Raw genomic sequence first — 23,866 nt, 5'->3', positions numbered from 1 at the left:
GCCTTGCTGCCGGAGTCACGGCGCCGGCCGCCGGCACAGCGCGGGCGTGGCGATCTGGTAGGTGTGCCACAGGCCGTTGCCGGGCTCGCGCAGGCGGCGGAGGAGGTCGCCGTAGCGCGCGCCGTCGCCGAGGCGGGCGGCGTCCGGGGAGCGGCGGTTGCTGGTGAAGTACAGCGTCTTCCCGTCCGGCGAGAGGGTGGGGGAGTTCTCCTGGTCGGCGGAGTTGATGGGCGCGGGAAGCGGTCGCGCGGCTCCCCAGGCGCCGCCCTCACGGCAGCTCACGAAGAGGTCGAGCCCGCCGAGCGTCCCCTCGCGGTTCGATCCGAAGAGGAGCACGGTGCCCTCCGCATCCACGAACCCGCCGCTCTCGCGCCGGTCGGTGTTCAGCTCGCGGACGGGTTCCGGTGCGGCGTACCCCGCGGCCGCGCGCCACAGGTCCGAGCCGTCGGGGCTGCTGCGGGTGAAGTAGAGCGTGCCGTCGCGCGTGAGCGAAGGATACAGCTCGTGCCCCGGCGTGGCGAGGCCCTCCATCAGGCGCGGCGTCCCCCAGCGGCCGCCGGGGTCGCGCGTCACCTCCCACAGGTCGTAGTCGGTTCGCGGCGCTGTACCCTCTCGCGGGCGCTGTGATGCGAAGACGAAGCGCGTCCCGTCCGGCGACAGCACCCCCTCCGCGTCCGAGTAGCGGCCCGAGAACGGGAGCACCTCGGGTGCGTCCCAGCGCCCGCCGCGCATCCGCGTCTCCACCAGCACGTACCCGCCGCTCACCTCCATCGAATAGATCGCGGTGCGCCCGTCCGGCGAAAAGGTGGGGCGGTACGTGGTCGCCTCCGGTATCGTCACCACGCCCGGAGCGAAGAAGCGCGGCGATTCCTGCACCCTGCGGCGCAGCGTGGGGAAGACGTCTCGCGAGTAGTACGGCTCCTCGGCGAACCAGAAGACGTAGTCGACGCAGAGATAGTCGCGCGCGAACTCGATCAGCTCCACGACGGCGGGCGGCTTTCCGGTACGCGGATTGATCACGCCGTAGTTCCCCTCCTGCACCGCGATCCCGGTGGGGGCGGCGCCGTGATGGGCGCGGATGAGCGGGTAGTTGTGGTTCATGTGCCCGCGCTGGTACGGAAAGAGATCCGGCCCGCCCATCGCCACCCCGCTCACCCGCGCCGCCGCGTACACGCTGCGCAGATAACCCCTGTCGTTCCCCGGCAGCCATTCCGCCGGCATGAAGTTGCCGTACTGCATGGCGACCGATACGGGAAACGCACGCTTCAGCGCGCGCATGTTCTCGATCACGGCGTCGCGGTAGCGCTCCGGCGTGTACCCCCGCGGCCACAGCCGGCCGCTGGTGCCGAACCCCACCGACGTCTCCGGCAGGTTGATCCCGGCGATCCTGCCGTCGAGCTGGGCGCCGAGCGCGGCGAACAGCCTGTGCATCCTCGCCTGCACCGCCGGGTCCCACCGCCGCGCGACCCACCCCGCCGGGACCGCCTGCGCCTCGTCGTCCCGGGGCTGGTGGTAGTCGCGGGTGGCGCCGCCGTTGAACTCCGGCTCCGTCATCAGGTAGCGCGGCACGTTCACGATGGACGAGTCGAACGACACGTCCTGCAACTGCACGAACAGCCGCTTCCCGCGCGCGGCGAGGAACGCCTGGTCTTCGCGGATGGCGCTGAAGTCGTAGCGATCCTTTTCCGGCTCCAGCTCCGCCCACGTGTACTTCACCTGCGCCCCCTCGATTCCCGGGTTCGCCAGGAACGCGGAATCGCGGATGCGGCCTCGGGCGCGGTTGAAGAAGATGTAGTGGCGCGGCTCCCCGGCAGGCTGCGGGCTCACGCAGGATGCGGTGGGCGCGTCGGGTGCCTGACCGTGCACACCAGGAATCGCGAGCGCGCCCAGGCCGACGAAGACGCTCGTAACCTGGATGATGTGGCGGATAGCGGGCATAGGTCCCTTTCGATGACGATGCTGGAGAGGCGGAGGCGCACAACGAGCCCGTGCCCCGTTCGATAATACGAAATGTTTCGTACAGGGCGAAGGTGGAGAGACAAGCCTCACACAGAGACACAGAGAGAAAGGCAAGATCACAGAGAAACTGGTCTTCGTTGTTCTTTCAGTACCCCTCTGTGGCTCTGTGTGAGGCGATTTTTTTCTTCTGCGTCTCTGGCGCGCGTCGATAGGCGGGCGCCCCCGGACGCGCGCCCAGCACCTCGCGGGCGTACGGCGCATCCCAGCGGGTGGGGCCGCGCGGGCCGCGCAGGTAGATCCCGAGCGCGGCCGGCAGGTCGGACGGGTGCTCGCGGATGGCGGCGCGAAGGTAGCGGAAGGCGAGGCGCAGGTTGGTGCCGCGGTCGCGCAGCTCGGCGCGGGTCACACCCGGCTGCAGCGAGCGCGCGGTGGAGGGGAGGATGCGCGCCAGGCCCACCCCCTGCTCGCCCGCGGGCGTCGGTTCGCGGAAGCCGCTCTCCGCGCGCACCACGCGGAAGGCGAGCTCGGGATCGATCCCCTCCGCCAGCGCCGCCTGCCGGATGTCCGTTGCGACCGCCAGCGTCACACCGTAGCGGCGAGCGAAGTCGGCCGGCGCGGCGGTGTCGCCCGCGATCCACGCATCGGCGGGATGCGCGCTCGTGGTGCCCACGGATCCCAGCGCCAGCAGGAGCGCGGCGCCCGTGATGCACCCCGCACCAGACGCCCAGCGCGCGACGCCGCCGCGCGGGCGGCGCGGGTCGAGCACGGCCTCGATGCGGCGGCGGAGCTGCGTCGGGCGCGCCATCGCCGCGGCGGCGCGGGTATCGGCGCGGTGGAGCGATGCGGCCACCTGCAGCAGGTGCCGCGCGTAGTCGGCGGCGGGGGTGCGGGCGAGGGCTGCATCGTCGGCGGCGTGCTCGGCCTCAAGCCGCATGCGCGCGGCGGCGTGCCAGGCGAGCGGGTTGAACCAGTGCAGCGCGCAGACGGCAGCGGCCGCCCACTGCGCCGCGCAGTCGCCCCGGCGCGCGTGCGCCATCTCGTGCAAAAGGACGGCGCGGAGCCGCTCCTCCGGCCACTGTGCCGCATCGCCGGGAAGGAGCACGGTGGGCCTCCATGTTCCCCAGGTGACCGGAACGGAGCCCGCCACGCCCATCTTCACGCGCACCTCCCGCCCGATCCCCACCTCCGCGGCCGAGCGGCGGGCGAGCTCGGCCATGCGCGCGTCCAGCAGCCTCGGCGCACGCGCGCCGATCCACCAGAGCCGGCCCACACCCACCCCCAGCCTCGTGAGCACCGCCAGCGCCCCCGCCGCCCACAGCGCCGCCAGCAGCACCGCCGCGGACGGAAGCGCGTCGTCGTGCGGGACGGACCCAGCGGGTAAGCCGGGCGCGAAACCACCGGAGTCCACCCGCGCCGGAAGCACCGCGCTACTCGCCGCGATGGTGGGGATCGGAATCCGCCAGAGCGGTGGCAGCAGGGAAAGCGGCACGAGTAGGAGCACGCCGCAGACGGCCCCGGTCCACAGCCGGTGGCGCGTGGCCGCGGATTCGCCGCGCAACGCCCGGTCCACGCCCGCCGCGACGGCCAGCAGGAGCGCCGCCCGCCACGCCATCCCCGCCAGCACCGCGACGACCGCATCCGCGCCGGGCATCATCCCTTTCCTCCGCGCGCGTTCCTGAGCAGCTCCTCCAGCTCCGCCAGCTCCTCGGCGGACAACTCCGCGGATTCCAGCAGCGCCGCCGCCGCGCGTACCGGCGACCCGCCAAAGAAGGTGCTCACCAGCCGTCCGAGCGCCCCCTGCTGCGCCTCGTCGCGCGGCACGGTGGGGAGGAACACGTAGCGCGGGCCGTCGTACTCGCTGCGCAGGTGGCCCTTTCGGGTGAGCTTGGCGAGCATGGCGCGCACGGCGGAGTATCCCGGCGGATCGGGAAGCTCCGCCTGGATCTCCGCGGCGGTCGCCCGCTTGCGCCGGTACACCACGTCCATGATCTGACGCTCGCGCGCGGTTAGGAGCAGTTCCGAGGGCAGGGTCATGCGGCGCTCCGGCCAGGGGGTGCTACGATTGCAGCATCATGCTACGATCGTAGCACCAGCATTGCGGCGCGTCAAGGATCTTCTCTCTCCTGCACGATGGAGCTCGCGAGCTCCCGGCGGTGCGTGGCCGTTCCGCCGGGCGGCAGGCGCGTGTAGCCGAGGGCTTCGTAGAACCGCGCCGCCTCCTGGGTGTCCGTCCGCAGCGTCAGGGTGCGGAAGTGCGGGCGCGCGGCATCCTCGAGCGCGCGCACCAGCGACGCGCCCGTGCCCTGCCGCCGCGCCTCGGGCGCAACGTACAGGTGCCGCAGTCGTCCCACCGCGGGATCGTCATCGTATGGATCGACCGTCACCCCGCCAATCGCGACGAGCGCGGGTCCCTGGTATGCGCCCAGGAGCACCTCGCCCGGCCCGTCGAACCGCTTCTTGTCCTCCAGCCACTCGCGTCGCAGCCGCTCCAGGAAGAGGAATCCCTCCCCGGCGCTCGCCGCCACCAGCGGGCCAAGTGCATCAGTGGGCAGCGCGTGGAGCCTGTGGATCTCTCTCATTGTCATCCCTGACAAACGAAAAGCATCACACGGAGGGCACAGAGGGAACTGCAAGCCACAGAGAAACCTTTTGTTGTTCTCTCTGTGCCTCTGTGTCTCTGTGTGAGCCATGCAGTTGCAGTTCTCTCTGCGTCTCCGCGCCTCCGCGTGAGATATCCGTACCGAATCGACGCGGGGCGATTGGGGTGAGCAGGAGTCAAACGACGCGCTGGGCCCGGCGATCCCAGCGCCAGGGGACCTCGTTGCCGTGCAGGTGCACCCCGCCCCACCAGCGGTCGATCCCCGCGAGCCGGATGCGGTCGGCCCTTCCATCGAGCACGTCGCGGCCCGCATCGGTGAGCGAGAGCGCACCAAAGGGGGCGAGGCCGTCACCGGAGCGCGGCGCGAGGGCGAGGAGCGGATGCGGACCGGCAGCCATCGTCCGGATGCTGTGCCACAAAGAGGTGTCGCCGATGAAGAAGACGTCGTCCGCATCGTGGACGGCGTGGAAGAGGCGCACCGGGTCCGTCGTCCCGTCGCGCACCCCCTCCAGCACGGCGCGCTCGATCCGCCCCAGCCCGCTCTCCAGGTCGGGAAGCTCTTCCAGGAAGCGGCGCAGCGAGGGGCGCAGGAAGGGGAGCGATGTGAGATCCTCCTCCGCCACGAGCGCCTCCACGGCGGCGGGGTCCTCGGCCACCAGCGCATCCCAGGTTCGGCGGCCCAGCTCGAGCTGGCGCTGGGTGATGCGCTGGCGCGAGCCCAGCAGCGACGCGAGCTGGTGAGGCGAGAGCTCGCCGAGCCCCTTGAACGCCGGCATCCCGGGGTACTCCCCGATGCAGATGAGGCTGAGCACCGTGCCCGCGGGCGGCTGTTGGGCGAACCAGGCCAGGTGCCGCGCCAGGAGGAGCTGGTCGAAGAGGTCGTGCTCGAACCAGAGCACCACCTCGTCGTACTCCGCCCAGCGCTCCAGCTCCCGGTCCCAGCGCGCGAGGGTTTCCAGGATGTCGCGCTCGCTCGCCCACCCCGCCTCCGCGCCGAACGCCGCGCGCGCTGCCCGACGCTGCTCCGCGGGTGTGTCGATGGGGAAGAGCGGGCCATCGTGGAGCGCGTCCGCATACACGGCGTGGTCGCCCGGCACGCCGGAGCCCGCCAGCTTGTCGCGCACGACGTCGCCGTTGTGCACGTGGAGGATGCGGGGCGCTGGAGTCTGTGCGGACATGGTTTCTCGGATGAAGGCTTCCTGACCCGCGAAGAAGATCGTTGCCCGCGCATCCCCGCCGCGCGCATGTTGCGGCTGGCGATTGATCGGCACACCTACCATCCCCAACATGCCCACGGAAAGCGACGCCGTAAAGCGCGAGATGCTCCGCCACTTCCTCGCCGCCCTCGCGTACCGCACGCAGAAGGCCCTTCGCGGCGCGCCCGAGGGTTTCGGGGACTTCTCCGCCGGCGCCGGCACGCGCACGCCGCGCGATCTCGTGCGCCACATGCGCGGGGTGATCGGCTACTCGCGCACGTACTTCATCGGCGGCCTGTACGGGCCGGATGAGGTGGAGAGCCTCGCCGTCGAGGTGGAGAAGTTCCACGCGATGGTGGCCGACGTGGCCGCGCACCTCGCCGCCGGCACGCCGCTGCGCGACATCTCGATGGAGCAGCTTCTCCAGGGCCCCTTCAGCGACGCGATGACGCACGCCGGCCAGATCGCGATTCTGCGCCGCCTGGCCGGCTCCCCCGTGGAATCCGAGAACTTCATCTTCGCCCAGATCTCGCCCGACCACCTCGGTTCCGACCAGCCTCTCCCCGCCGCCCCGGACCGCCGCTGGCTGGGCGCCGCCCTGCACGCCACCTGGCGATTCTCCGCCTGGCTCACCCGCGTCACCCGCAGGTAAACCGGGTCGCCGATAATACAACCCTTGACTTCGTCGCCTATCTCTACCTATGTAGAGATACGATTTTGTCATCCTGAGGGAGCCGCCCCACCAACAACGGCCGCACTCCACCCTCCTGGCGGCGACCGAAGGATCTAGCCGGCGAAGCACGAGGACGGCAGGTAAACACGAGCCCCCCGTCACGCGCAGTAGATCCTTCGCCCCGCGCCAAAGTATGGCGCACGGGAAAGGGCGGAGCAGCGCGTCGCTCAGGATGACAAAAGGCTCGCTCCCGGATGCGGGCTACGGCGATCCGGCGGGCACGGGCAGCCACATGGGGCGGCCCCTACAGGATCTGTGCGGCGGGGCGTAGGTCGGTGTCGCGGCGAGGGCGGGCAGACACGCAGGTCTGCCCCTACGGATGCGTTGCGGATGGCGGGGTGGCGCGGTCACGCGCGGGCCGTCCGGTGCCAAACATAGGCCGCCGCGAACGGGGCGGATGGCAGTCGGTGGTGCGGCGTCGCGTGCGGCGCATCCGGCGAAACGCAGGTCTGCCCCACGGATCGCAGGCGGTGGAGCAGGGTCGGGCACGGGCGCGATTCATCGTCGATGAATCGCGCCCCTACGGGATCTGCGCGGCGAGCGGGGAGTTCTCCCCCTCACCCGCCCTGCGCCCCCGCAGGCGGGGGAGGGGGCCGGGGGGAGGGGGCCACACGCACTCACACACTCACGCACTTCCATGCCATTACGCCTCACCCGCCCCACCGCCACCGTCCTGCTGGCCCTCTCGCGAGGGTTCCGGCACGGCTTCGACATCCTGGACGCCACGGGGCTGGAGAGCGGGACCGTGTACCCGATCCTGCGCCGGCTGGAGGACGCCGGGTGCGTGAGGTCGGAGTGGGAGGACGTGGAGCGCGCGCGCGAAGAAGGGCGCCCGCCGCGGCGCTACTACGAGCTCACGGGGACGGGCGCGGGCACGCTGCGCGAGGCGCTGGCGAAGTATCCGGAGGCGCGCGGCACCGCGGTGCCCGGCGGTCTGCGGCCGAGGCCGGCCTGATGCCCCGGCCTCCGGGGTTCGCGCTGGTGCGCGCCGTCCGCTCGCTGGTGCCGCGCCACCTGCGCGACGCATGGCTGGCGGAGTGGGAGGGCGAGCTGGCGTATGCGTGGCGGCGCGCCGAACGAAGCAGCCAGAACCTTTCCGCGGCACGCGCGCGGCTTCACTGGCGCGCGCTGGGGGCGTCGTCCGACGCGCTCTGGCTGTGGCGCAGACACGGAGCGACCGGCATGATCGGCTTCGACCTGCGGTACGCCGCGCGCTCGCTGCGCCGCCGCCCCGGCTTCGTTGCGGTGGTGGTGCTGACTCTTGCCCTGGGCGCCGGCGCCGCGGCGGCGGTCTTCTCGCTCGTAAACGGCGTGCTGCTGAGGCCGCTCCCCTTCTCGCAGCCCGAGCGGCTGGTCGCCATCCAGGGCCGCGCCACGGGGGGCGACCCGGAGGCGGTCTCGCAGTCGTCGTCGTACGCGGACTACCGCGACATGCGCGCCCAGCTCCGCGGCTTCGAGCAGCTGGCGGCCGTGCGCGGCGAGGACGTCACCCTCACCGCGCCCGGCGCGCGGCCGGCGCGGATCGGCGCGCAGCTCGTGACGGCGAGCGCCTTCCCCGCGCTGGGGATGCGCCCCGTGCTCGGCCGCCCCTTCCTGGCGGGCGACGAGCGCCCTGGCGCGGAACCCGTGGTGATGATCACGCACGCCCTCTGGCAGCGCCGCTACGGCGGATCGCCGTCCGTGCTCGGCAGCCGCATAACGCTGGACGGCGCGCCCGCCACCGTCGTCGGCGTGCTGCCGGACGAGGCGCGGCTCACGCCGGAGACGGAGATCTGGCTGCCGCTCGTTCCCGGCCCGGCGGAGGAGTCGCGCGCCACGCACCGCTTCACCCTGGTCGGACGGCTGCGGCCGGGCGTCTCCATCGAGCGCGCGGCGCGGGAAGCATCGGCCGTGGCGAAGCGGCTGGAGGAGCAGTACCCATCCGAGAACGCCAAGCGCGGCGCCGCGGTCATCCCCCTGCGCGAGGCGATCGTCGCCGATGCGCGGCCGGCGCTGCTGACGCTGTTCGGCGCGGTGCTGCTGGTGCTGCTGATCGGCTGCGCGAACCTGGCGAGCCTCTTCATGGCCCGCGCCCAGTCGCGCGAGCGGGAGATGGCGGTGCGGGCCGCGCTCGGCGCCGGGCGCGCGCGGCTCACCCGCCAGTGGGTCGCGGAGAGCTTCCTCCTCGCGCTGGGCGGCGGCGCGGCGGCGCTGGCGGTGGCGTGGGCGGGGATGCGCACCCTCGTCGCCTTCGTCCCCACCGCCATCCCGCGCGCCGGCGAGATCGCGCTCGACCAGCCCGTCGCCGCCTTTCTGATCGGCGTGATGGCGGTGGCCGCGATCGGCTTCGGCGCGCTGCCGGCGCTCCAGTACCGCGATGCAAGTGTTTCGCTGGGCGCGCTGCGCGAGGGCGGGCGCGGCGCCACCGCCGGCCGCCGCCGGCGCCGCATGCGGCAGGGGCTGGTGGTGGCGGAGGTGGCGCTCGCGACGGTGCTGGCCATCGGCGCGGCGCTCCTGGTGAAGAACCTGTGGCAGCTCGAGCGCGCCCGCCTCCCGCTACGGCCCGATGGCGTGACATTCGTGCAGCTCCAGCTTCCGCAGGGGCGCTACTCCGATCCGGCCAAGGTGCTCGACTTCTTCGACCGGCTGCGGCGCGAGGTCGCGGCGGCCCCGGGGGTGCGCTCGGTGTCGTTCACCTTCGAGCACCCGGTGAGCGAGGGGTGGACCTCCAGCTTCTCGCTCGTGGGGCGCCCGGAGCCGCCGGTGGGGATGTGGCCGGAGTCGCGCATCCGCCCCGTGTCACCCGGCTACTTCCGCACCGTGGGGCTCCCCCTGGTGCGCGGCACCGACGTCTCCGATGCGGACCGCTTCGGCACGCCCGGCTCCGTGGTGGTGAACGAGGCGTTCGTGCGCGAGCACTTCCCCGATGGCGACGCGGTAGGCCAGACCATCAACCGCGGCCAGATGTGGTGGCCGGGGCAGCCGACGCACTTCCGCATCGTGGGCGTGGTGGCCGACGAGCCGTTCCGCGGCGTGGGCCGGCCCGCCGATCCGGCGACGTACTATCCGCAGGCGCAGTTCCCCATGAACGACATGTGGATGGCCGTGCGCGCGGACGGCGACCCGGCCGCAATCGCCCGCATCCTGCGCGAGCGCGTGTGGCGCGTGGACCGCGACCTCCCCGTGGAGCGCGTGCAGACGCTGGACGAGCTGCTCGGCGACGCCGTGGCCGAGCCGCGCTTCAACGCGGCGCTCCTGGCCCTCTTCGCCTGCGCGGCGCTCTGCCTGGCGGCGGTGGGGATCTACGGCGTGCTGTCGTACGGCGTGGAGCAGCGCACCGGCGAGATCGGCGTGCGGATGGCGCTCGGCGCGAGCCGCGGCCGCGTCGTCCGCCAGATCGCCGCCGAGGGCGCGGCGGTGGCGACGGCGGGCGCGGTGCTGGGGCTGGTGGCGGCGTTCGCGCTGGCGGGGGTGCTGCGGTCGCTGCTGGTGGGCACCGAGGCGCAGGACCCCGTCGTCTTCGCGCTCGTCCCCACCCTTCTCGTGGCCGTCGCCATCACCTCCGCCTGGCTCCCCGCGCGCCGCGCCAGCCGCATCGATCCCGCGGGGGCGCTGCGCTGCGAGCGGTAATCGCCTACGGCCGCAGGCGGGCCATCATGTGGGCATCGACGTACTCGCCGCCGCGGAAGCCGTAGCCGACGGCGGTGCCCTCCACCTCGAAGCCGAACTTTCGGTAGAGGCGGATCGCCGGCTCGTTGTCGACGTAGACGCTGAGCTCGATGCGGCGCACGTTCAGCCAGTTGTCCGCGAGGTCCACGGCGGCGGCCATGAGAGCGGTCCCGACCCCACGCCCCGCCCACGCGTCGTGCACCGTCATCCCGATCGAAGCCGCGTGGCGCCGGCGCGGCTTCGACGGGTTGCCGTGCAGCCCCAGCATCCCGACCACCTTTCCATCCACGACCGCCACGAGGTTGTACGCCCCCTCCGGCGGCCGCTCCAGCCGTCCCTTCCACTCCTCCAGGCTGGGAAACGGGATCTGCATCGTCCCCCACACCGCGCGCGGGTTCGTAAAGATCTCGTGGATCTCCGCCGCGTCCCCCGGCTCAGCCCGCCTGATCCTGATCTCCGTCTCGCTCATCGGTCGCCCGTCGCAAGTGGTACGCTGGTCCTCCCCCAGTTTTGCGGCGGATTCGCGGTACAGCAAGCCTCACGCGTAGACCTTGCCTGAGGCCCGAGCGCCTGGGCACGCGCAGTAGATCCTTCGCTTCGCGCCAGAGTGCGGTGTCGTGGCGAGATCTGGGGGGCGCTTCGCTCAGGATGACAGGAATGTTTGGCCGAGTGTCGATCAGACTTTCTGTCATCCTGAGGGAGCCGCCACCCCGACCTCTACGCGCACTCCGCACTCCTGCGGCGACCGAAGGATCTAGCCGGCGAGGCAGGATGACGGTGGGTGATGGCGAGCCCCCTCGGCACTCCCAGCGCTGGAGAGCCGAGTCGTGGCAGGCGCCAGGTTCCGCCACGCTGGAACTTGGACGATGACGCGCCTACCTTACGCACGCCGGTCCAGATGGGCACCACGGTTTCCCCGCTCCGATTAGCCCACATGAAAACCCTACTACTCGCCTGCCTCCTCAGCCTCACCGTCTCTGTCGCGCAGGCACAGGACTCCGCGAGGCTGGTACAGCGAACCGCGCTCGGGGGCAAAGTCTCGCTCCTCGTGCCTGCCGACTTCGCTCCGCTGAAGCCGGAGATCATGGACATCAAGTACCGCCAGGCCGGGCGGCCGACCGAGGTGCTGAGCAACGAGCCCGCGACGATCAACATCGCGTTCGGACATACGCAGGACGCCATCACCCCGGCGCAGATCCGGCTGGCTTACCCGGCGATGGAGGGGCAGCTCAAGGCCACCTACCCCACCGCTCGCTGGAACCGGAGCGAGCTCTTCGAGCGGGAGGGGCGAAGCTACTTCCTGCTTGACTTCTGGGCCCCGGCGCTGGACACGGAGACACGCAACATCATGGTGGGCACCTCCGTTCAGGGCCGATTCCTTCTGGTGAGCTTCAACGTGACTCGGGAGCTCGAGAAGGAGTGGGGTGCGATCGGCGAGCGGATCATGAATTCGGTCCGGGTGATCGAGTAGCCCCACGGACGCTACTCGCCGGGGATCGCGCGCTTCGCGACCTCGGCGGCGAGGCGCGTGGGGGCTTCACCGCCGGGGCCGCCCTGGCGAAGGTAGGTGAGCACGGTGTAGCGCGCCCGGCCCGCGGGGTCGAAGACGAGCCCCGCGAACCACCCGTCGCCCTGCACGCCGCGAGGGGAGGCGGTCGTGCCGGTCTTGCCGCCGAGGCGCCAGGCACCGGGCTGCGTGCCCGCCGCCGCCCGCGCCGTCCCCGCCTCGACCGTGCGCAGCATGGCGCGCTGCAGCCTGGCGGCGGTCGAGGGCTGCATCACCCGCACCGAAGCGCCGCTCCCGGCGAGCGCGGCCTCGATGGTCGGCGCGCGCATGACGCCGCCGTTGCCCATCGCCTGCAAGAAGCGCGAGAAGTGGAGCGGGGTGACACGCGCGGCTTCCTTGCCCAGCGCCAGATCCGCCATCGTCGCCGCGCCGCCGACGTGGACGGTCGCCGCCAGCGGGGCCATCGCGCGGCGGAAGCTGGGGGACGTGCTCGCCCAGAACGACGGGTCCGCCGCCTCCCGCGCGTCCGGGCCCGCCACGGGGAAGCCCATGCGCCCGAGCTGCGCCGCGAGCCGATCCGTCCCCCCGTCGCGGCTCAGCCGCAGCGCCATCTCCACCGCCGCCGTGTTGCACGAGTAGACGAGCATCTCCTCCGGCACGCGAATGCGCACGCCGGGAGCCCGTCCCGGGTTGGAGATGCGGCGCCCCGCCACTGTCGCCGCAGCCGGACACTCCATATCCTCGCTCGGCCAGCCGCGATCCCACCACGCGGCGGCGATGGCCAGCTTCCACAACGATGCCGGGAGCGCGGCCTGCGTGACGTCCACCGAATCGGACTGCGTCGAAACGAGGACCGCGCCGGTCGCCACGTCCTGCACGATGACGGCGCCCGCGTGCCCGGTGCCGCGCAGCAGCCCCGCCGCCTCGCGGCCCAGCCCCGCGCACAGCGTCAGCCCGGCCGGCGCCGCATCCGCGCCGCATAGACCCGGGAGCGGTGACGGCGCATGGCCAGGGGCGGGCGAAGGGCGCGCCGCCGCCAGCGCGAGCAGAGCCGCCGCCGCCGCGAGCGCGACGGGCGTCCGTCCGGCGGTATCGGTGCGGCGCGCGGGGTTGGTCAGGCGCCTCACGCGCGCCACGAGCGATGCACCTCCGGCGCCCAGCGCCAGCGCGGGCACGGGGCGGCGCGCCTCCTCCATGGCGAGCAGCGCCAGGACGTAGTCGCGCACGCTGGCCCGCGCCACCACCGCGTCGTCGCAGCAGTGCTCGCGCTCCTCGCGGATGCGCGCGGAGATCCACCACACGCCGGGATGGTAGAAGAGGAGCGTCTCCGCGAGCCGCTGCGCGAGGTTCACGGCGTAATCCCAGCGCTGCACGTGCGCCAGCTCGTGCAGCAGGATGAGCTCCACCTGGCGCGGAGTGAGCCCGCTCGATGCGCTGAGCGGAAGCAGGATCACAGGGCGCAGCCAGCCGATCAGCGCCGGCCCGCCCACGTGCGGCGAGATCCAGAGGCCGACGGGACGCCGGATCCTGAGCTGCGCGCGCAGCCGGGCCAGCACCGCGCTCCACTCCGCGGGCACCGGCAGGAGACCGCGCCGCGCCAGCCGCCGCACCCACAGCCATCCGCCCAGCAGGCGCAGCGAGAGGAGGAGCACGCCGACCGCCCATCCCACCGCCAGTCCCGGCACCAGCGGCTCGATGGCGATGGAGGTGCGCCGCGCCAGGCGGGCAGGCGCGAGCGTCGCCGCCTCCTCCGCCGCATCCGCGGGACGCGCTTCCGCCTCCGCGAGCGGCATCGTGCGCCACCCTTCGCCCGACAGCTTCGCCGCCTCCGCAGGTATAGCCCGGGCGGCGCCGGCGATCCAGGCACCGGTCGCGAGCGGCGCGGCCATCATCAGCGCCAGCGCGGCGCATGCGGCCCAGTAGCGAATCGACGGCGCGGAGCGGCGCGCGGCACGGTTCACCCCCGCGAAGGCGAGCGCGATCAGCGCGCCCTGCCAGACGAAGTGGACGAGCGCCCACCCCACGACGTGCGCCGCCGCGCTCACTCGCCCTCCGGGGCCGGGAGCCGCGCCACCATCCGCCGGATTTCCTCCAGCTCCGCGGGCGACGCGACCTCGGGCGAGAGCGCGTGCATCACCAGCCCCAGCGCGGAGCCGCCGAACGCCTTCTCGGTGAAGTCGGCCAGGAGCTGCCGCTGCGTCGTCTCAGGCGGGACGGCGGCGGCGTACACGTGCGTGCGCTCCCGCTCGTCGCGGATCACCAGCCCTTTCGTGTACATGATCTGCAGGAGCTTGAGCACCGTCGTGTAGCCCGTGTCGTCGCCGGGGAGCGCGTCGAGCACCTGGCGCACGGTGCTCGCGCCGCGATCCCACAGCACGCGCAGGATGCGGAGCTCGCCTTCGGTGGGCAGCGGAAGGTCCCGGCGTGGCATGTCGATCGGGGAGCGGGTGCATCGGCCCGTATCGGAGCCGCTGCCGGTACTCTAATACGATGAGGTTCGTGGAGTCAACTGCTTCGGTTTGATCCTGTAGCTGCCATCAACGACAGACCTTCACCCTTGCATCTACGAATCGAATCGTATACTGTCGAAGGGCAGCAACTACGAACGCATTCGTACGCCTTCCCACCCTGGAGCAATTCGTATGAGCTTCCATCGCCCCGCGCTGTTCATCGCCGCTCTGCTCGGCTGCGCGGCACCCGCCCTGGCACAAAACCGCGCCTCACCCGCGATGGCGCAGCTTCGAGCCCAGCTGGAGACGCACGCCCGCGCGACGGGCGGAGTCGTGGGCCTGCGCGCCGTGCACCTGGAGACGGGCGAAACGGTCGCCCTGCGCGCGACGGAGCGCTTCTTCATGTCGAGCGTCACCAAGCTGCCCCTCGCCGTCGCCGTGCTGCGCAGGGTGGACCGCGGCGAGATCCGGCTGGGCGACACCGTGAGCATCCCCGTGTCCGGGATGTCGCGGGGCCCCAGCCCCATCCGCGACCGAAACCCCAACGGCGCCCGCATGACCGTGGAGGCCCTCGTGCGCAGCGCCGTCTCGGTGAGCGACAACACCGCCAACGACGCGCTGCAGCGCCTGATGGGCGGGCCGTCCGCGGTCACGGCGGAGCTGGCGCGCGGCGGCATCCGCGGCGTGCGCGTGGACCGTCCCTACACGCGCCTCACCCGCGAGCTCTCGCCGAACCGCCTGCGCGGGGACGATCCGCGCGACACCATGACGCCCGACGGCGCGGTGGCGCTCCTCCGCGCCATCTGGGCGGGCCCGCTCCTCTCCCCCGCCAGCCGTGAGCGCCTCGTCGGGTACATGACGCGCAGCGAGAACCCGGCGAACCGCATCGTAGCAGGCGTCCCCGCGGGCACGCCCGTCGCGCACAAGACCGGCACCTGGGGCGGCGATGCGGGGATCGGCGCGATCAACGACATCGGGATCATCACCCTGCCCGATGGCAAGGGCCACGTCCTCCTGACGATCTTCGTCCGCAACCCGTCCGGACAGACGGCGCAGGTGGCGCCCCACATGGCGGCGATGGCGCGCACCGTATACGAGCACTGGGCGCGGCGCTGATCCTCATCGATGGCTTCTGGACGGCCCGACCGGACGCGGTTATGCTGTGGACGGGTGCATCGCGCGCCCCCCCGGCATCATCCCGCCCTGCCCCCGCCCTGCCATGACTCGCACACGCACTCCGCTCCTCTTCACCCTCGCCCTGCTGGCGCTTCCCGCGGCGCTGCACGGCCAGGCGCGCCTCGACGTGACGGTGCTGGACTCGGCGGGAGCGCCGGTCGCGAACGCGCGGGTGGAGATCGCCGGCGTCAACTACGCCGCGACCACCAACGACCGGGGGATCGGCCGCATGGACCGGGTGCCGGCCGGAAACCGGATCGTGTCCGCGTCGCGCATCGGGTACACGGCGGGGCGGGTGGCGGTGGAGTTCCGCGCGGGCGAAACGGTGGCGCGCACCATCATCCTCAAGAGCGAGCCGGTGGCGCTCGCCGGCGTCTCGGGGACGGCCGCGCGAAACGACCAGACGCTGGCGCGGCAGGGCTTCTACAGCAGGCAGCGCGCGGGATTCGGCGCCTTCATGACCGGCGATGCCATCGACCGGCTCCACCCGGCGCGGACGGTCGACCTCTTCCGGCGGATGCGCGGGTTCTCCGTGATCATGAGCCGGCGGGGATACTACGAGATCGCGACCAACCGCGGCCCGTCGAACATGAGCGGCTCCTGCAGTGGGCCGCTGATCTTCCTGGACGGCATCCTCGTCCCCTCGCGCACCAGCACGCGCGAGGACATGCTCTCCTTCATCAACCCGGAGAGCCTGGCGGGCATCGAGGCGTACCCCAGCCCCGCCACCGTTCCCGCCCAGTACAACATTACCGGCGCCGCCTGCGGCGTCGTCCTCCTGTGGACGAAGACCGGCCCCTGATGCCATTTAGCCGAATCCGGCGGGCATTCTAACCGCTTGTCTCACGCGGAGGCGCGGAGACGCAGAGAGGACAACAGAGAAAAAGCATCCCACACAGAGGCCACAGAAGGGAACTGAAAGCCACAGAGGAAGCCTCTTTTGGTTCTCTCTGCGTCTCCGCGTCTCCGCGTGAGCCATGCAGTTGCAGTTGTACGCCCCTCCCCAGGCAGTTATTGGGGGAGCGGCCCCAGCGGCAGCGTAAGCGTGAACGTGCTCCCCTCGCCGACGACGCTCTCGGCGACGAGCTCGCCGTCCATGGCGCGGGCCAGGTCGCGGCTGATGGCGAGGCCCAGGCCGGTGCCCTCCGCCGTGCGGGTGAGGTCGGAGCGCACCTGCACGAAGGGCTCGAAGATGGCCGCCAGCTTGTCCGCCGGGACGCCGATGCCGGTGTCGGTGACGCGGAAGACCACGGTGCTCCCCACCTCGCCGCACCAGAGGGTGACGCTGCCGCCGGGCGGCGTGAACTTGACGGCGTTGGAGAGGAGGTTCGCCAGGATCTGGAGGAGCTTCTCGGCGTCCGCGCGCACGGTGAGCGCCTCGCTGCACGGCGACACCTCCAGCCGCAGCCCCTTGGCCCCCGCCTGCGGCGCCACCAGCGCCTCCGCCGACGCGAGCACCCCCCGCACCCCCACGTCGCTCACCTCGTAGTGGACGGCGCCCGTCTCCAGCTTGGCGTAGTTGAGCACTTCGTTGATCAGCCCCAGCAGGTGCCGCTGGCTGGCCTGGATGCGCCGCAGGTCCTCGCGCTGCTGGTCGTTGATGGGGCCGCGCACCCCCATCTCCAGCAGCTCCGCGTAGCCGCCGATGGCGTTGAGCGGCGTGCGCAGCTCGTGGCTCATGGTGGCCAGGAACTCGCTCTTTACGCGGTTCGCCTCCTCGGCGGCGCCCGTGCGCTCCGCGAGCTGCTCGGCGCTCCACCGCAGCTCGCGCGTCTGCGTCTCCAGCTGCGCCGCCTGCCGCTCCATCTCCGTCGCGCGCTCGGCCAGGCGGGCGGCCAGGGCGCGGGCCTCCTCGCCCTGGCGGCGCAGCTCCAGCGACAGCGACCGGGCGCGGAGGAGGATCGCCACGCGGGCGCGCAGCTCCGGCTTCTCGATGGGGGTGATGATCAGCTCGTCCACACCCCGCCACACCTGGCGCGTCACCATCTTCACGCCCGGGCGCGAGGTGATGAGGAGCACGGGGAGGAGGGCGGGCTGCTCGCGTGCCTTCCTCCGCTGCACGCGCTCCCACAGGCGGTCCAGGGCGCGCCCGTCCACGATGCACAGGTCGAAGTCCCGTTCCAGCGCATCGTCATCCTCCGCCAGGACGACGGTGTAGTCGCGGGACAGCTCGTCGCACAGCAGCGAGCCGTTCTCCCGCTGGTCCAGCAGCAGGAGGATGCGGTTGGCGCGCACCTCCGCGGGCGGCTCCATCTCCGCCGTGGCGGCGTGGTCCGGGGCGATGCTCACGGCGAGCCGCCCTCGTCGTCGTCGTCGTGCCACCGGTCCGGGGTGCCCGTCAGCACGCCGCGCAGGTTGGTGAGGGGAGGGCCCACCCGCACCCCGTCGCAGGTGATCTCGTACTCGCGCAGCGTCTTGGTGAAGTCGCCCAGGCGCTTCTTGAGCACGCCGATCGCCTTGCGCAGCTCGCCCTTGACCTCCAGGTAGCGCATGAAGATCAGGTTGTCGCACAGGTAGCTGATCTCCGTCTCGGTCGCGCGGAACTCGCCGGTGATGGACCTCAGCTCGTTGATGAAGATCACCGTCACGCCCATGTTCTTGAGGTAGCGTCCGAGGGCGTGGAGCTGCACCACCAGGTCGTCGCCGGCCAGCGTGAGCTGGTACCCCGCGATGCCGTCGATCATCACGATCCGCGCGCCGTTCTCCTCCACCTCGCGCCGCACCATGAGCGCGAACTCGCCCGGCGAGAAGCGCAGCGGCTCCACCTCGACCACCGCGAGCGACCCCCCTTCCACCATCCCGCGCACCGGCACGCCGATCTCGTCGCAGCGGTGAAGCAGGGTGGTGAGCTGCTCCTCGAAGGCGTACACCACCGAGCGCTCGCCGCGCGCGGCGGCCTCCTTCATGAACTGGATGCCGAGCGTCGTCTTCCCCACCCCGCTGGGCCCGCTCACGATGGTGATGGTGCCGCGCTCGATCCCGCCGCACAGCATCTCGTCGATCTCCGCGATCCCGGACGGAATCAGCTCGTGCACGAACTCGCGCTCGTGTGAGCCCGGCACCAGCCGCGGGTAGATCTCCATGCCGTGCCCAGTGAGGCGCATGGCGTGGGGGCCGCCCTCGAAGTCCGACCCGCGCATCTTGGTGACGCACAGCGTCCGCCGCAGCACGCCGTGCGCGGGCGAGATCACCAGGTCGATGATCCCGTCGCTCATGAAGCGCAGGTCGTCGTCCGGCACGGTGTCGGTGGGCTCGGAGCTCAGCACCACAGTGGCGCCCTGCTCCACCAGGTAGCGCACGAAGGAGAGCGCCTGCTTGCGGAACTGGAAGGCGTCGCTCGCCATGTAGCGCAGCGTGGTGACCGCGTCCACGAAGACGCGCTGCGGCTTCAGCTCCTCCAGCGTCTGGATGATGCGCCGGGTGGTGGGGTCACGCTCCACGTCGGCCAGCGAAAAGATGTCGTAGCTCTGGTTCTGGGCGAAGAACTCGCGCGTGGGGCTCAGGTCCAGGATGGCGACTTCGGACAGGTCCAGCCCCTGCGACGCGGCGTCCTGGCGGAGCTGCGACTCGGCGGACTCCAGGGTGATGAGCAGCGCCTTCTCCCCCTGCGCCACGCCGGCGAGCAGGAAGTGGATGCCCAGCGTCGTCTTGCCGGTGCCGGGCCCGCCCCGTACCAGGTAGGCCCGCTCGGGAATGAGACCGCCGTGCAGTACCTCGTCGAGTCCGGGCAGCCCCGTGGGGCGCCGCGCGGTGCCGGTGTCCAAGACGGCCTCTCCATGCGTGGGGGTTCGCTGCGTTCGCCGGGCCTTCTGCAAGGCACTCGCCAAAAAGAACGGCAGGGCTCACGCGGAGACGCGGAGACGCAGAGAGAACTGCAACTGCTTGGCTCACACAGAGACACAGAGACACAGAGAGAACAACAACAAAGGTTTCTCTGTGGCTTGCGGTTCCCTCTGTGTTCTCTGTGTGAGGCTGTTCGCTGTTTTTCCTCTGCGTCTCCGCGTCTCCGCGTGAGCCCGCTGTTTGGATGCCCGCGAAACCAAACACCTGGTTGCTACGTCCGGTCAGGAGCAACGCCCTACCTGATCCCTCGCTTCACATCTCCATGGAACTCCAGATCCGCGACCTGTCCAAGACGTACGGCAACGGGGTGCATGCCCTGAACGGCGTCTCGCTAACCATTCCGCTGGGGATGTACGGGCTGCTCGGGCCCAACGGCGCCGGCAAGTCCACGCTCATGAGGACGCTCGCGACGCTGCAGGCGCCGGACTCGGGGTCGGTGCGGCTGGGCGAGCTGGACGTGCTGCGCAACAAGGACGAGATGCGCAGGACGCTCGGCTACCTGCCGCAGGAGTTCGGCGTGTACCCCAACGTGCGGGCGGAGCGGCTGCTGGAGCACTTCGCGGTGCTCAAGGGGATCCCGAGGGCCGCGCGGAAAGAGGTGGTGGAGGCGCTCCTCCGGCAGACCAACCTGTGGGACGTGCGGCGCGAGAAGCTCGGCGGGTTCTCCGGCGGCATGCGCCAGCGCTTCGGCGTGGCGGTGGCGCTGATCGGGAATCCGAAGCTGATCATCGTCGACGAGCCCACCGCGGGGCTCGACCCGGCCGAGCGCGTGCGCTTCCTCAACCTGCTCAGCGAGCTGGGCGAGAACAGCATCGTCATCCTCTCCACCCACATCGTGGAGGATGTGGTGGAGCTGTGCAGCCGCATGGCCATCATCGACCGCGGCGAGATCCTGCTGGAGGCCGAGCCGCTGCGCAGCGTGGAGGAGCTGCGCGGCCGCATCTGGCGCCGCATCGTCTCGCGCGACGAGCTGCCGGATGTGGAGCGGCGGCACGCGGTGATCTCCACGCGGCTGCTGGCGGGGCGCACCGTGGTGCACGTGTACGGCGATGCGTCGCCCGGCGCGGGGTTCGAGCCCGTGGAGCCGGGGCTGGAGGACGTCTACTTCAGCGTCATGGGGCGCCACCACGGCCGCCGCGCGGAGGTGGCCCAGTGAGGATGGGCGAGGTCTTCCGCTTCGAGATCGAGTACCGGCTGCGCAGCCTCTCCACGTGGATCTACGCGGCGCTCCTGCTGGTGATCCCATTCCTCCTGCTGCACATCATCAACGGCAGCAGCAGCTGGATGAACTCGCCGGAGAGGGTCGTCATCACCTCCGGCATCGTCGGCATGCTGGGGATGCTGGTGACGGCCGCGCTCTTTGGCGATGCCGCCACGCGCGACTTTGCGTCGGGGATGCACCCGCTCGTCTTCACCACGCCCATGCGCAGGGCGGAGTACCTGGGCGGGCGCTTCCTGGGCGCGCTGGCGGTCAACGCGGTGCTCCTGCTAGGCGTTCCCCTCGGGCAGATCATCGGCTCCCAGATGCCGTACATGGACCCGCAGATGTTCGGGCCTTTTCGGCTGGCCGCGTACGCGCAGGCGTACCTCCTCTTCCTCCTTCCCAACCTGGTCCTCACCGCGGCGGTGCTCTTCGCCATCGCGGCGCTCGGCCGGCAGATCCTTCCCGCCTTCCTCAGCGGCGTCGCGCTCTTCATCGCCTACACCTTCGCGGGGGAGATGGCGGGGGATCTGGGCGCGTGGACGACAGCGGCGCTGGCCGATCCGTTCGGCGTGCGGGTGGTGGAGGGGATCACGCGCTACTGGACGCCGGTGCAGCGCAACTCGCAGGCGATCGGCTTCCCCGCGATCCTGCTCTGGAACCGGCTCCTCTGGCTCGGCGTCGCGATGGCGGTCCTGGCCCTCCTCCACCACCGCTTCCGCTTCGGGCACCCCGGCGGCGCCCCCGGCCGCAAGACGCGGCGCAGGGTGGCGGACGCCGACGTGCTCCGGACCGGACCGATCGTCGTTCCGGCCGTCGCAAGGTCGTTCGGGCCGCGCATGCGCATGGAGCAGACGCTGGAGGTCGCGCGGCGCGCGCTGGGGGAGATCGCGCGGAGCCGCGCCTTCCTCGCCATCGCGGCGGGGGCGGTCGTCTTCGTCTTCGTGGTGGGATGGGACGTGGGCGACCTCGTGTTCGGCACCTCCACCTGGCCCGTGACGCACCTGATCGCGGGTGAGGTGCTGACGGGCGCGGCGGCCACCATCGTCGCGGTGCTGATCGCGCTATTCGCGGGCGAGCTGGTGTGGCGCGAGCGCGACGTGCGCGTGAGCGAGATCGCCGATGCCGCGCCGGTGCCGGGGTGGGTGGCGCTGCTGGGACGCTTCCTGGCGCTCGTGGCGATGATCGTGATCCTGCAGGGGGTGCTGATGGCGGCCGGCGTGGGTCTCCAGGCGCTCCGCGGCTACCGTCGCCACGAGCTCGGGCTGTACCTGCGCATCCTCTTCGGGATGAAGCTGATCGACTACGTCCTCATCGCTGCGCTGGCGATGGCGGTGCATGCGATCGTCAATCAGAAGTACCTCGGGCACCTCGTCGTGGTGCTGTTCTACGTCTTCAGCGTGTTTGCCGGCAGCTTCGGCGTGCGGCACAACCTGCTGGTCTACGGCCGCGATCCCGGGTGGGTGTACTCGGACATGAACGGATTCGGCCCGTTCATCGCGCCGTTCGTCTGGTTCAAGCTGTACTGGGCGGCGTGGGCGCTCCTCTTCGCCCTCGCCGCGAACCTCGCGTGGGTGCGCGGACGCGAGTGGAGCGTACGCACGCGCGTCGCCGACGCACGCTCGCGTCTTACGGGCACCGTGGTGCGCGCGGGCGCCCTGGCGGCTATGCTGGTGCTGGGGCTGGGCGGCTTCATCTTCTACAACACCAACATCCTTAACGACTACCGCACGCCCTTCGAGCAGGACGAGGTGAAGGCGGAGTACGAGCGCCGCTACCGGCGCTTCGATGCCCTTCCGCAGCCCCGCCTCGTCGCGGCCAAGCTTCGCGTCGAAATCTATCCGGACCAGGGCGCCGCCGACCTGCGCGGCACCTATCGCCTCGTCAACCTGACGGCGCGGGCGATCGACTCGGTGCACGTCGCCATCGCGCCGGAGATCCGCGTCCGCTCCATCGGCTTCGACCGTCCCGCCCGGGGCGTGCTGCGCGACGAGCGAACGCAGTACCACATCTACGCCCTCGCCCGCCCGCTGCAGCCCGGCGACACGCTGCACCTGGCGTTCGACGTGGGATTCCGGCCGCGCGGCTTCCCCAACAGCGGCATCCCCACCGCCGTGGCACGGAACGGCGCCTACTTCGACGCCCGCTGGCTGCCCCTGATCGGCTACCAGCCGGCCGACGAGCTGAGCGACGAGACGGCGCGCCGCGAGCACGGCCTCCCCCGCAGCCGTCCCACGCCGGAGGCCGGCGACCCGGGCGCCCTGCAATCCCGCTCCGGAATCCGCAACGTCGACCTGGTGCACGTCGACGCCGTCATCGGCACCGACCGCCGCCAGATCGCCATCACCCCCGGCACCCTGCGGCGCGAGTGGACGGAGAACGGCCGGCGCTACTTCCACTACCGCATGGAGGGGCCGCTCCCCTTCGGCGCACCCGTCCTCTCCGCCGAGTACGCGGTGGCGGAGGACCGCTGGCGGAACGTCCCGCTGCGCGTCTACCATCACCCCACGCACACCTTCAACGTGCCGCAGATGCTCCGCGGCATGAAGGCGTCGCTGGAGTACAACAGCACCCAGTTCGGCCCCTACCAGTTCAGGGAGCTGCGCGTGGTGGAGTTTCCGCGCTACGCCAGCTTCGCCCGCGCGCACCCGCACACCATCGCGTTCTCGGAGGGGAGCGCCTTCCTCACGCGCGTGTACGAGGGCGACGTGGACCGCCCCTTCTTCGTGACCGCGCACGAGACGGCGCACCAGTGGTGGGGCGGGCAGGTGATCGGCGCGCGTGTGCGCGGCGCCTCCTTCCTCAGCGAGACGCTGGCGCAGTACAGCGCCATGATGGTGATGGAGAAGGAGCTCGGCCCGGAGCAGGTGCGCCGCTTCTACACGTACGAGATGGAGCGATACCTCCAGAGCCGGCGCGTGTACACCAACCGCGAGGTCCCCCTGCTGGACGTGGAGGAGCAGAGCTACCTGTACTACCACAAGGGCGCCGTCGCCATGTACACGCTGCGCGAGCACATCGGCGAGGCGCGCGTGAACGCCGCCCTGCGCAGCTTCCTGAACAAGAACCGCGCGGGCGTGCCGCCCTACCCCACCTCGCGCGACCTGCACGCCGAGCTGCGCGCCGTCACCCCGGACTCGCTGCGCCCCCTGCTGCACGACCTCTTCGCGGACGTCGTGCTGACCTCCGTGCGCGCGGGCGATGCGCGCGTGGAGCCCACGGGCACGGGCCAGTACCGCGTCACCCTCCACGTCACCGCCGCCAAGGTCCGCGCCGACAGCATCGGCCGCGAAACGGCGATCCCCATGAACGACCTGGTGGAGATCGGCGTCTTCGCGGGCCCGCAGACCGACGGCTCCCCCGGCGAGCCGCTCTACCTCCGCCGCCACCGCATCCGCACCGGCGCGCAGACGGTCACGGTCACCGTCCCCCGCCCCCCCACCCGCGCCGGCATCGACCCGTACCGCAAGCTCATCGGCCTCGACGCGGGCGCGAACATGGTGGAGGTGAAGTCGGGTGCCGGGGGTGCGGGGCGCACGGGCGGGTGAGTGCGA

Annotated in this window: 18 protein-coding genes; 8 read left to right on the top strand and 10 right to left on the bottom strand. The window is 71.5% G+C overall.

Annotation, left to right across the window (positions count from 1 at the left end):
- Positions 1 to 15 precede the first annotated feature (15 nt).
- The 5 genes from VF647_24390 to VF647_24370 form a co-directional block, all read right to left on the bottom strand.
- The gene (locus VF647_24390) at positions 16 to 1,938 is read right to left on the bottom strand and encodes a hypothetical protein (GenBank protein HEX8455242.1); all 1,923 of its coding nucleotides are present in this window, start codon (positions 1,936 to 1,938) and stop codon (positions 16 to 18) included.
- Between the two features lie 166 nt (positions 1,939 to 2,104).
- Positions 2,105 to 3,613, bottom strand: a complete 1,509-nt coding sequence (locus tag VF647_24385; protein ID HEX8455241.1) for a M56 family metallopeptidase — start codon at positions 3,611 to 3,613, stop codon at positions 2,105 to 2,107.
- The gene (locus VF647_24380; protein HEX8455240.1) at positions 3,610 to 3,993 is read right to left on the bottom strand and encodes a BlaI/MecI/CopY family transcriptional regulator; all 384 of its coding nucleotides are present in this window, start codon (positions 3,991 to 3,993) and stop codon (positions 3,610 to 3,612) included. Before VF647_24380 ends, VF647_24385 begins: the two co-directional genes overlap by 4 nt.
- A 71-nt stretch (positions 3,994 to 4,064) precedes the next feature.
- Entirely contained in the window at positions 4,065 to 4,538 is a 474-nt protein-coding gene (locus VF647_24375) for a GNAT family N-acetyltransferase (GenBank protein HEX8455239.1), read from the bottom strand.
- A 196-nt stretch (positions 4,539 to 4,734) separates the two neighbouring features.
- Positions 4,735 to 5,736: a hypothetical protein gene (locus VF647_24370; protein ID HEX8455238.1), complete on the bottom strand. Its 1,002-nt coding sequence runs from the start codon at positions 5,734 to 5,736 to the stop codon at positions 4,735 to 4,737.
- A gap of 109 nt (positions 5,737 to 5,845) precedes the next feature.
- On the opposite strand from VF647_24370, the gene VF647_24365 reads away from it, so the two are divergent.
- The 3 genes from VF647_24365 (at position 5,846) to VF647_24355 (ending at position 10,096) form a co-directional block, all read left to right on the top strand.
- Complete coding sequence (locus tag VF647_24365; GenBank protein ID HEX8455237.1) at positions 5,846 to 6,406, top strand: hypothetical protein; 561 nt, start codon at positions 5,846 to 5,848, stop codon at positions 6,404 to 6,406.
- Positions 6,407 to 7,124: 718 nt separating this feature from the next.
- Positions 7,125 to 7,442, top strand: coding sequence for a PadR family transcriptional regulator (locus tag VF647_24360; protein ID HEX8455236.1), 318 nt, complete (start codon positions 7,125 to 7,127; stop codon positions 7,440 to 7,442).
- Positions 7,442 to 10,096 (top strand): ABC transporter permease, encoded by a 2,655-nt coding sequence (locus VF647_24355; protein ID HEX8455235.1) that lies wholly within the window; start codon positions 7,442 to 7,444, stop codon positions 10,094 to 10,096. Before VF647_24360 ends, VF647_24355 begins: the two co-directional genes overlap by 1 nt.
- Before the next feature lie 4 nt (positions 10,097 to 10,100).
- On the opposite strand, the gene VF647_24350 is transcribed toward VF647_24355, so the two are convergent.
- Positions 10,101 to 10,604, bottom strand: coding sequence for a GNAT family N-acetyltransferase (locus VF647_24350; GenBank protein HEX8455234.1), 504 nt, complete (start codon positions 10,602 to 10,604; stop codon positions 10,101 to 10,103).
- A gap of 465 nt (positions 10,605 to 11,069) precedes the next feature.
- Between VF647_24350 and VF647_24345 the strand changes: the two genes are divergently transcribed.
- Complete coding sequence (locus tag VF647_24345) at positions 11,070 to 11,606, top strand: hypothetical protein (GenBank protein HEX8455233.1); 537 nt, start codon at positions 11,070 to 11,072, stop codon at positions 11,604 to 11,606.
- 11 nt (positions 11,607 to 11,617) lie between these two features.
- On the opposite strand, the gene VF647_24340 is transcribed toward VF647_24345, so the two are convergent.
- Both VF647_24340 and VF647_24335 read right to left on the bottom strand, forming a co-directional pair.
- Positions 11,618 to 13,687 carry a M56 family metallopeptidase gene (locus tag VF647_24340; GenBank protein ID HEX8455232.1) on the bottom strand — a complete coding sequence of 690 codons (2,070 nt, stop codon included), beginning with the start codon at positions 13,685 to 13,687 and terminating at the stop codon, positions 11,618 to 11,620.
- Entirely contained in the window at positions 13,684 to 14,073 is a 390-nt protein-coding gene (locus tag VF647_24335; GenBank protein HEX8455231.1) for a BlaI/MecI/CopY family transcriptional regulator, read from the bottom strand. Before VF647_24335 ends, VF647_24340 begins: the two co-directional genes overlap by 4 nt.
- Positions 14,074 to 14,284: 211 nt before the next feature.
- Here VF647_24335 and bla point away from each other — a divergent pair, with 211 nt between their 5' ends.
- The gene (gene bla / locus VF647_24330; protein HEX8455230.1) at positions 14,285 to 15,208 is read left to right on the top strand and encodes a class A beta-lactamase; all 924 of its coding nucleotides are present in this window, start codon (positions 14,285 to 14,287) and stop codon (positions 15,206 to 15,208) included.
- A gap of 103 nt (positions 15,209 to 15,311) precedes the next feature.
- Positions 15,312 to 16,070, top strand: coding sequence for a carboxypeptidase regulatory-like domain-containing protein (locus VF647_24325; protein HEX8455229.1), 759 nt, complete (start codon positions 15,312 to 15,314; stop codon positions 16,068 to 16,070).
- Between the two features lie 209 nt (positions 16,071 to 16,279).
- Here VF647_24325 and VF647_24320 read toward each other — a convergent pair whose 3' ends face one another.
- Entirely contained in the window at positions 16,280 to 17,557 is a 1,278-nt protein-coding gene (locus VF647_24320; GenBank protein HEX8455228.1) for an ATP-binding protein, read from the bottom strand.
- Positions 17,554 to 19,032, bottom strand: coding sequence for an ATPase domain-containing protein (locus VF647_24315; GenBank protein ID HEX8455227.1), 1,479 nt, complete (start codon positions 19,030 to 19,032; stop codon positions 17,554 to 17,556). The genes VF647_24320 and VF647_24315 overlap by 4 nt, the downstream gene beginning before the upstream one ends.
- 341 nt (positions 19,033 to 19,373) lie before the next feature.
- Here VF647_24315 and VF647_24310 point away from each other — a divergent pair, with 341 nt between their 5' ends.
- Together VF647_24310 and VF647_24305 are read left to right on the top strand one after the other, a co-directional pair.
- On the top strand, positions 19,374 to 20,267 hold the full coding sequence (locus tag VF647_24310) for an ABC transporter ATP-binding protein (protein ID HEX8455226.1): 894 nt from the start codon (positions 19,374 to 19,376) through the stop codon (positions 20,265 to 20,267).
- 2 nt (positions 20,268 to 20,269) lie between these two features.
- Positions 20,270 to 23,860 carry a M1 family aminopeptidase gene (locus VF647_24305; protein HEX8455225.1) on the top strand — a complete coding sequence of 1,197 codons (3,591 nt, stop codon included), beginning with the start codon at positions 20,270 to 20,272 and terminating at the stop codon, positions 23,858 to 23,860.
- Positions 23,861 to 23,866: the final 6 nt, after the last annotated feature.

Origin of the sequence: Longimicrobium sp. (genome assembly GCA_036387335.1) — a bacterium.
GTDB lineage: Bacteria > Gemmatimonadota > Gemmatimonadetes > Longimicrobiales > Longimicrobiaceae > Longimicrobium.
The sequence above is the reverse complement of the archived record's forward strand: the minus strand, read 5'-3'. Positions and strand labels throughout refer to the sequence as shown.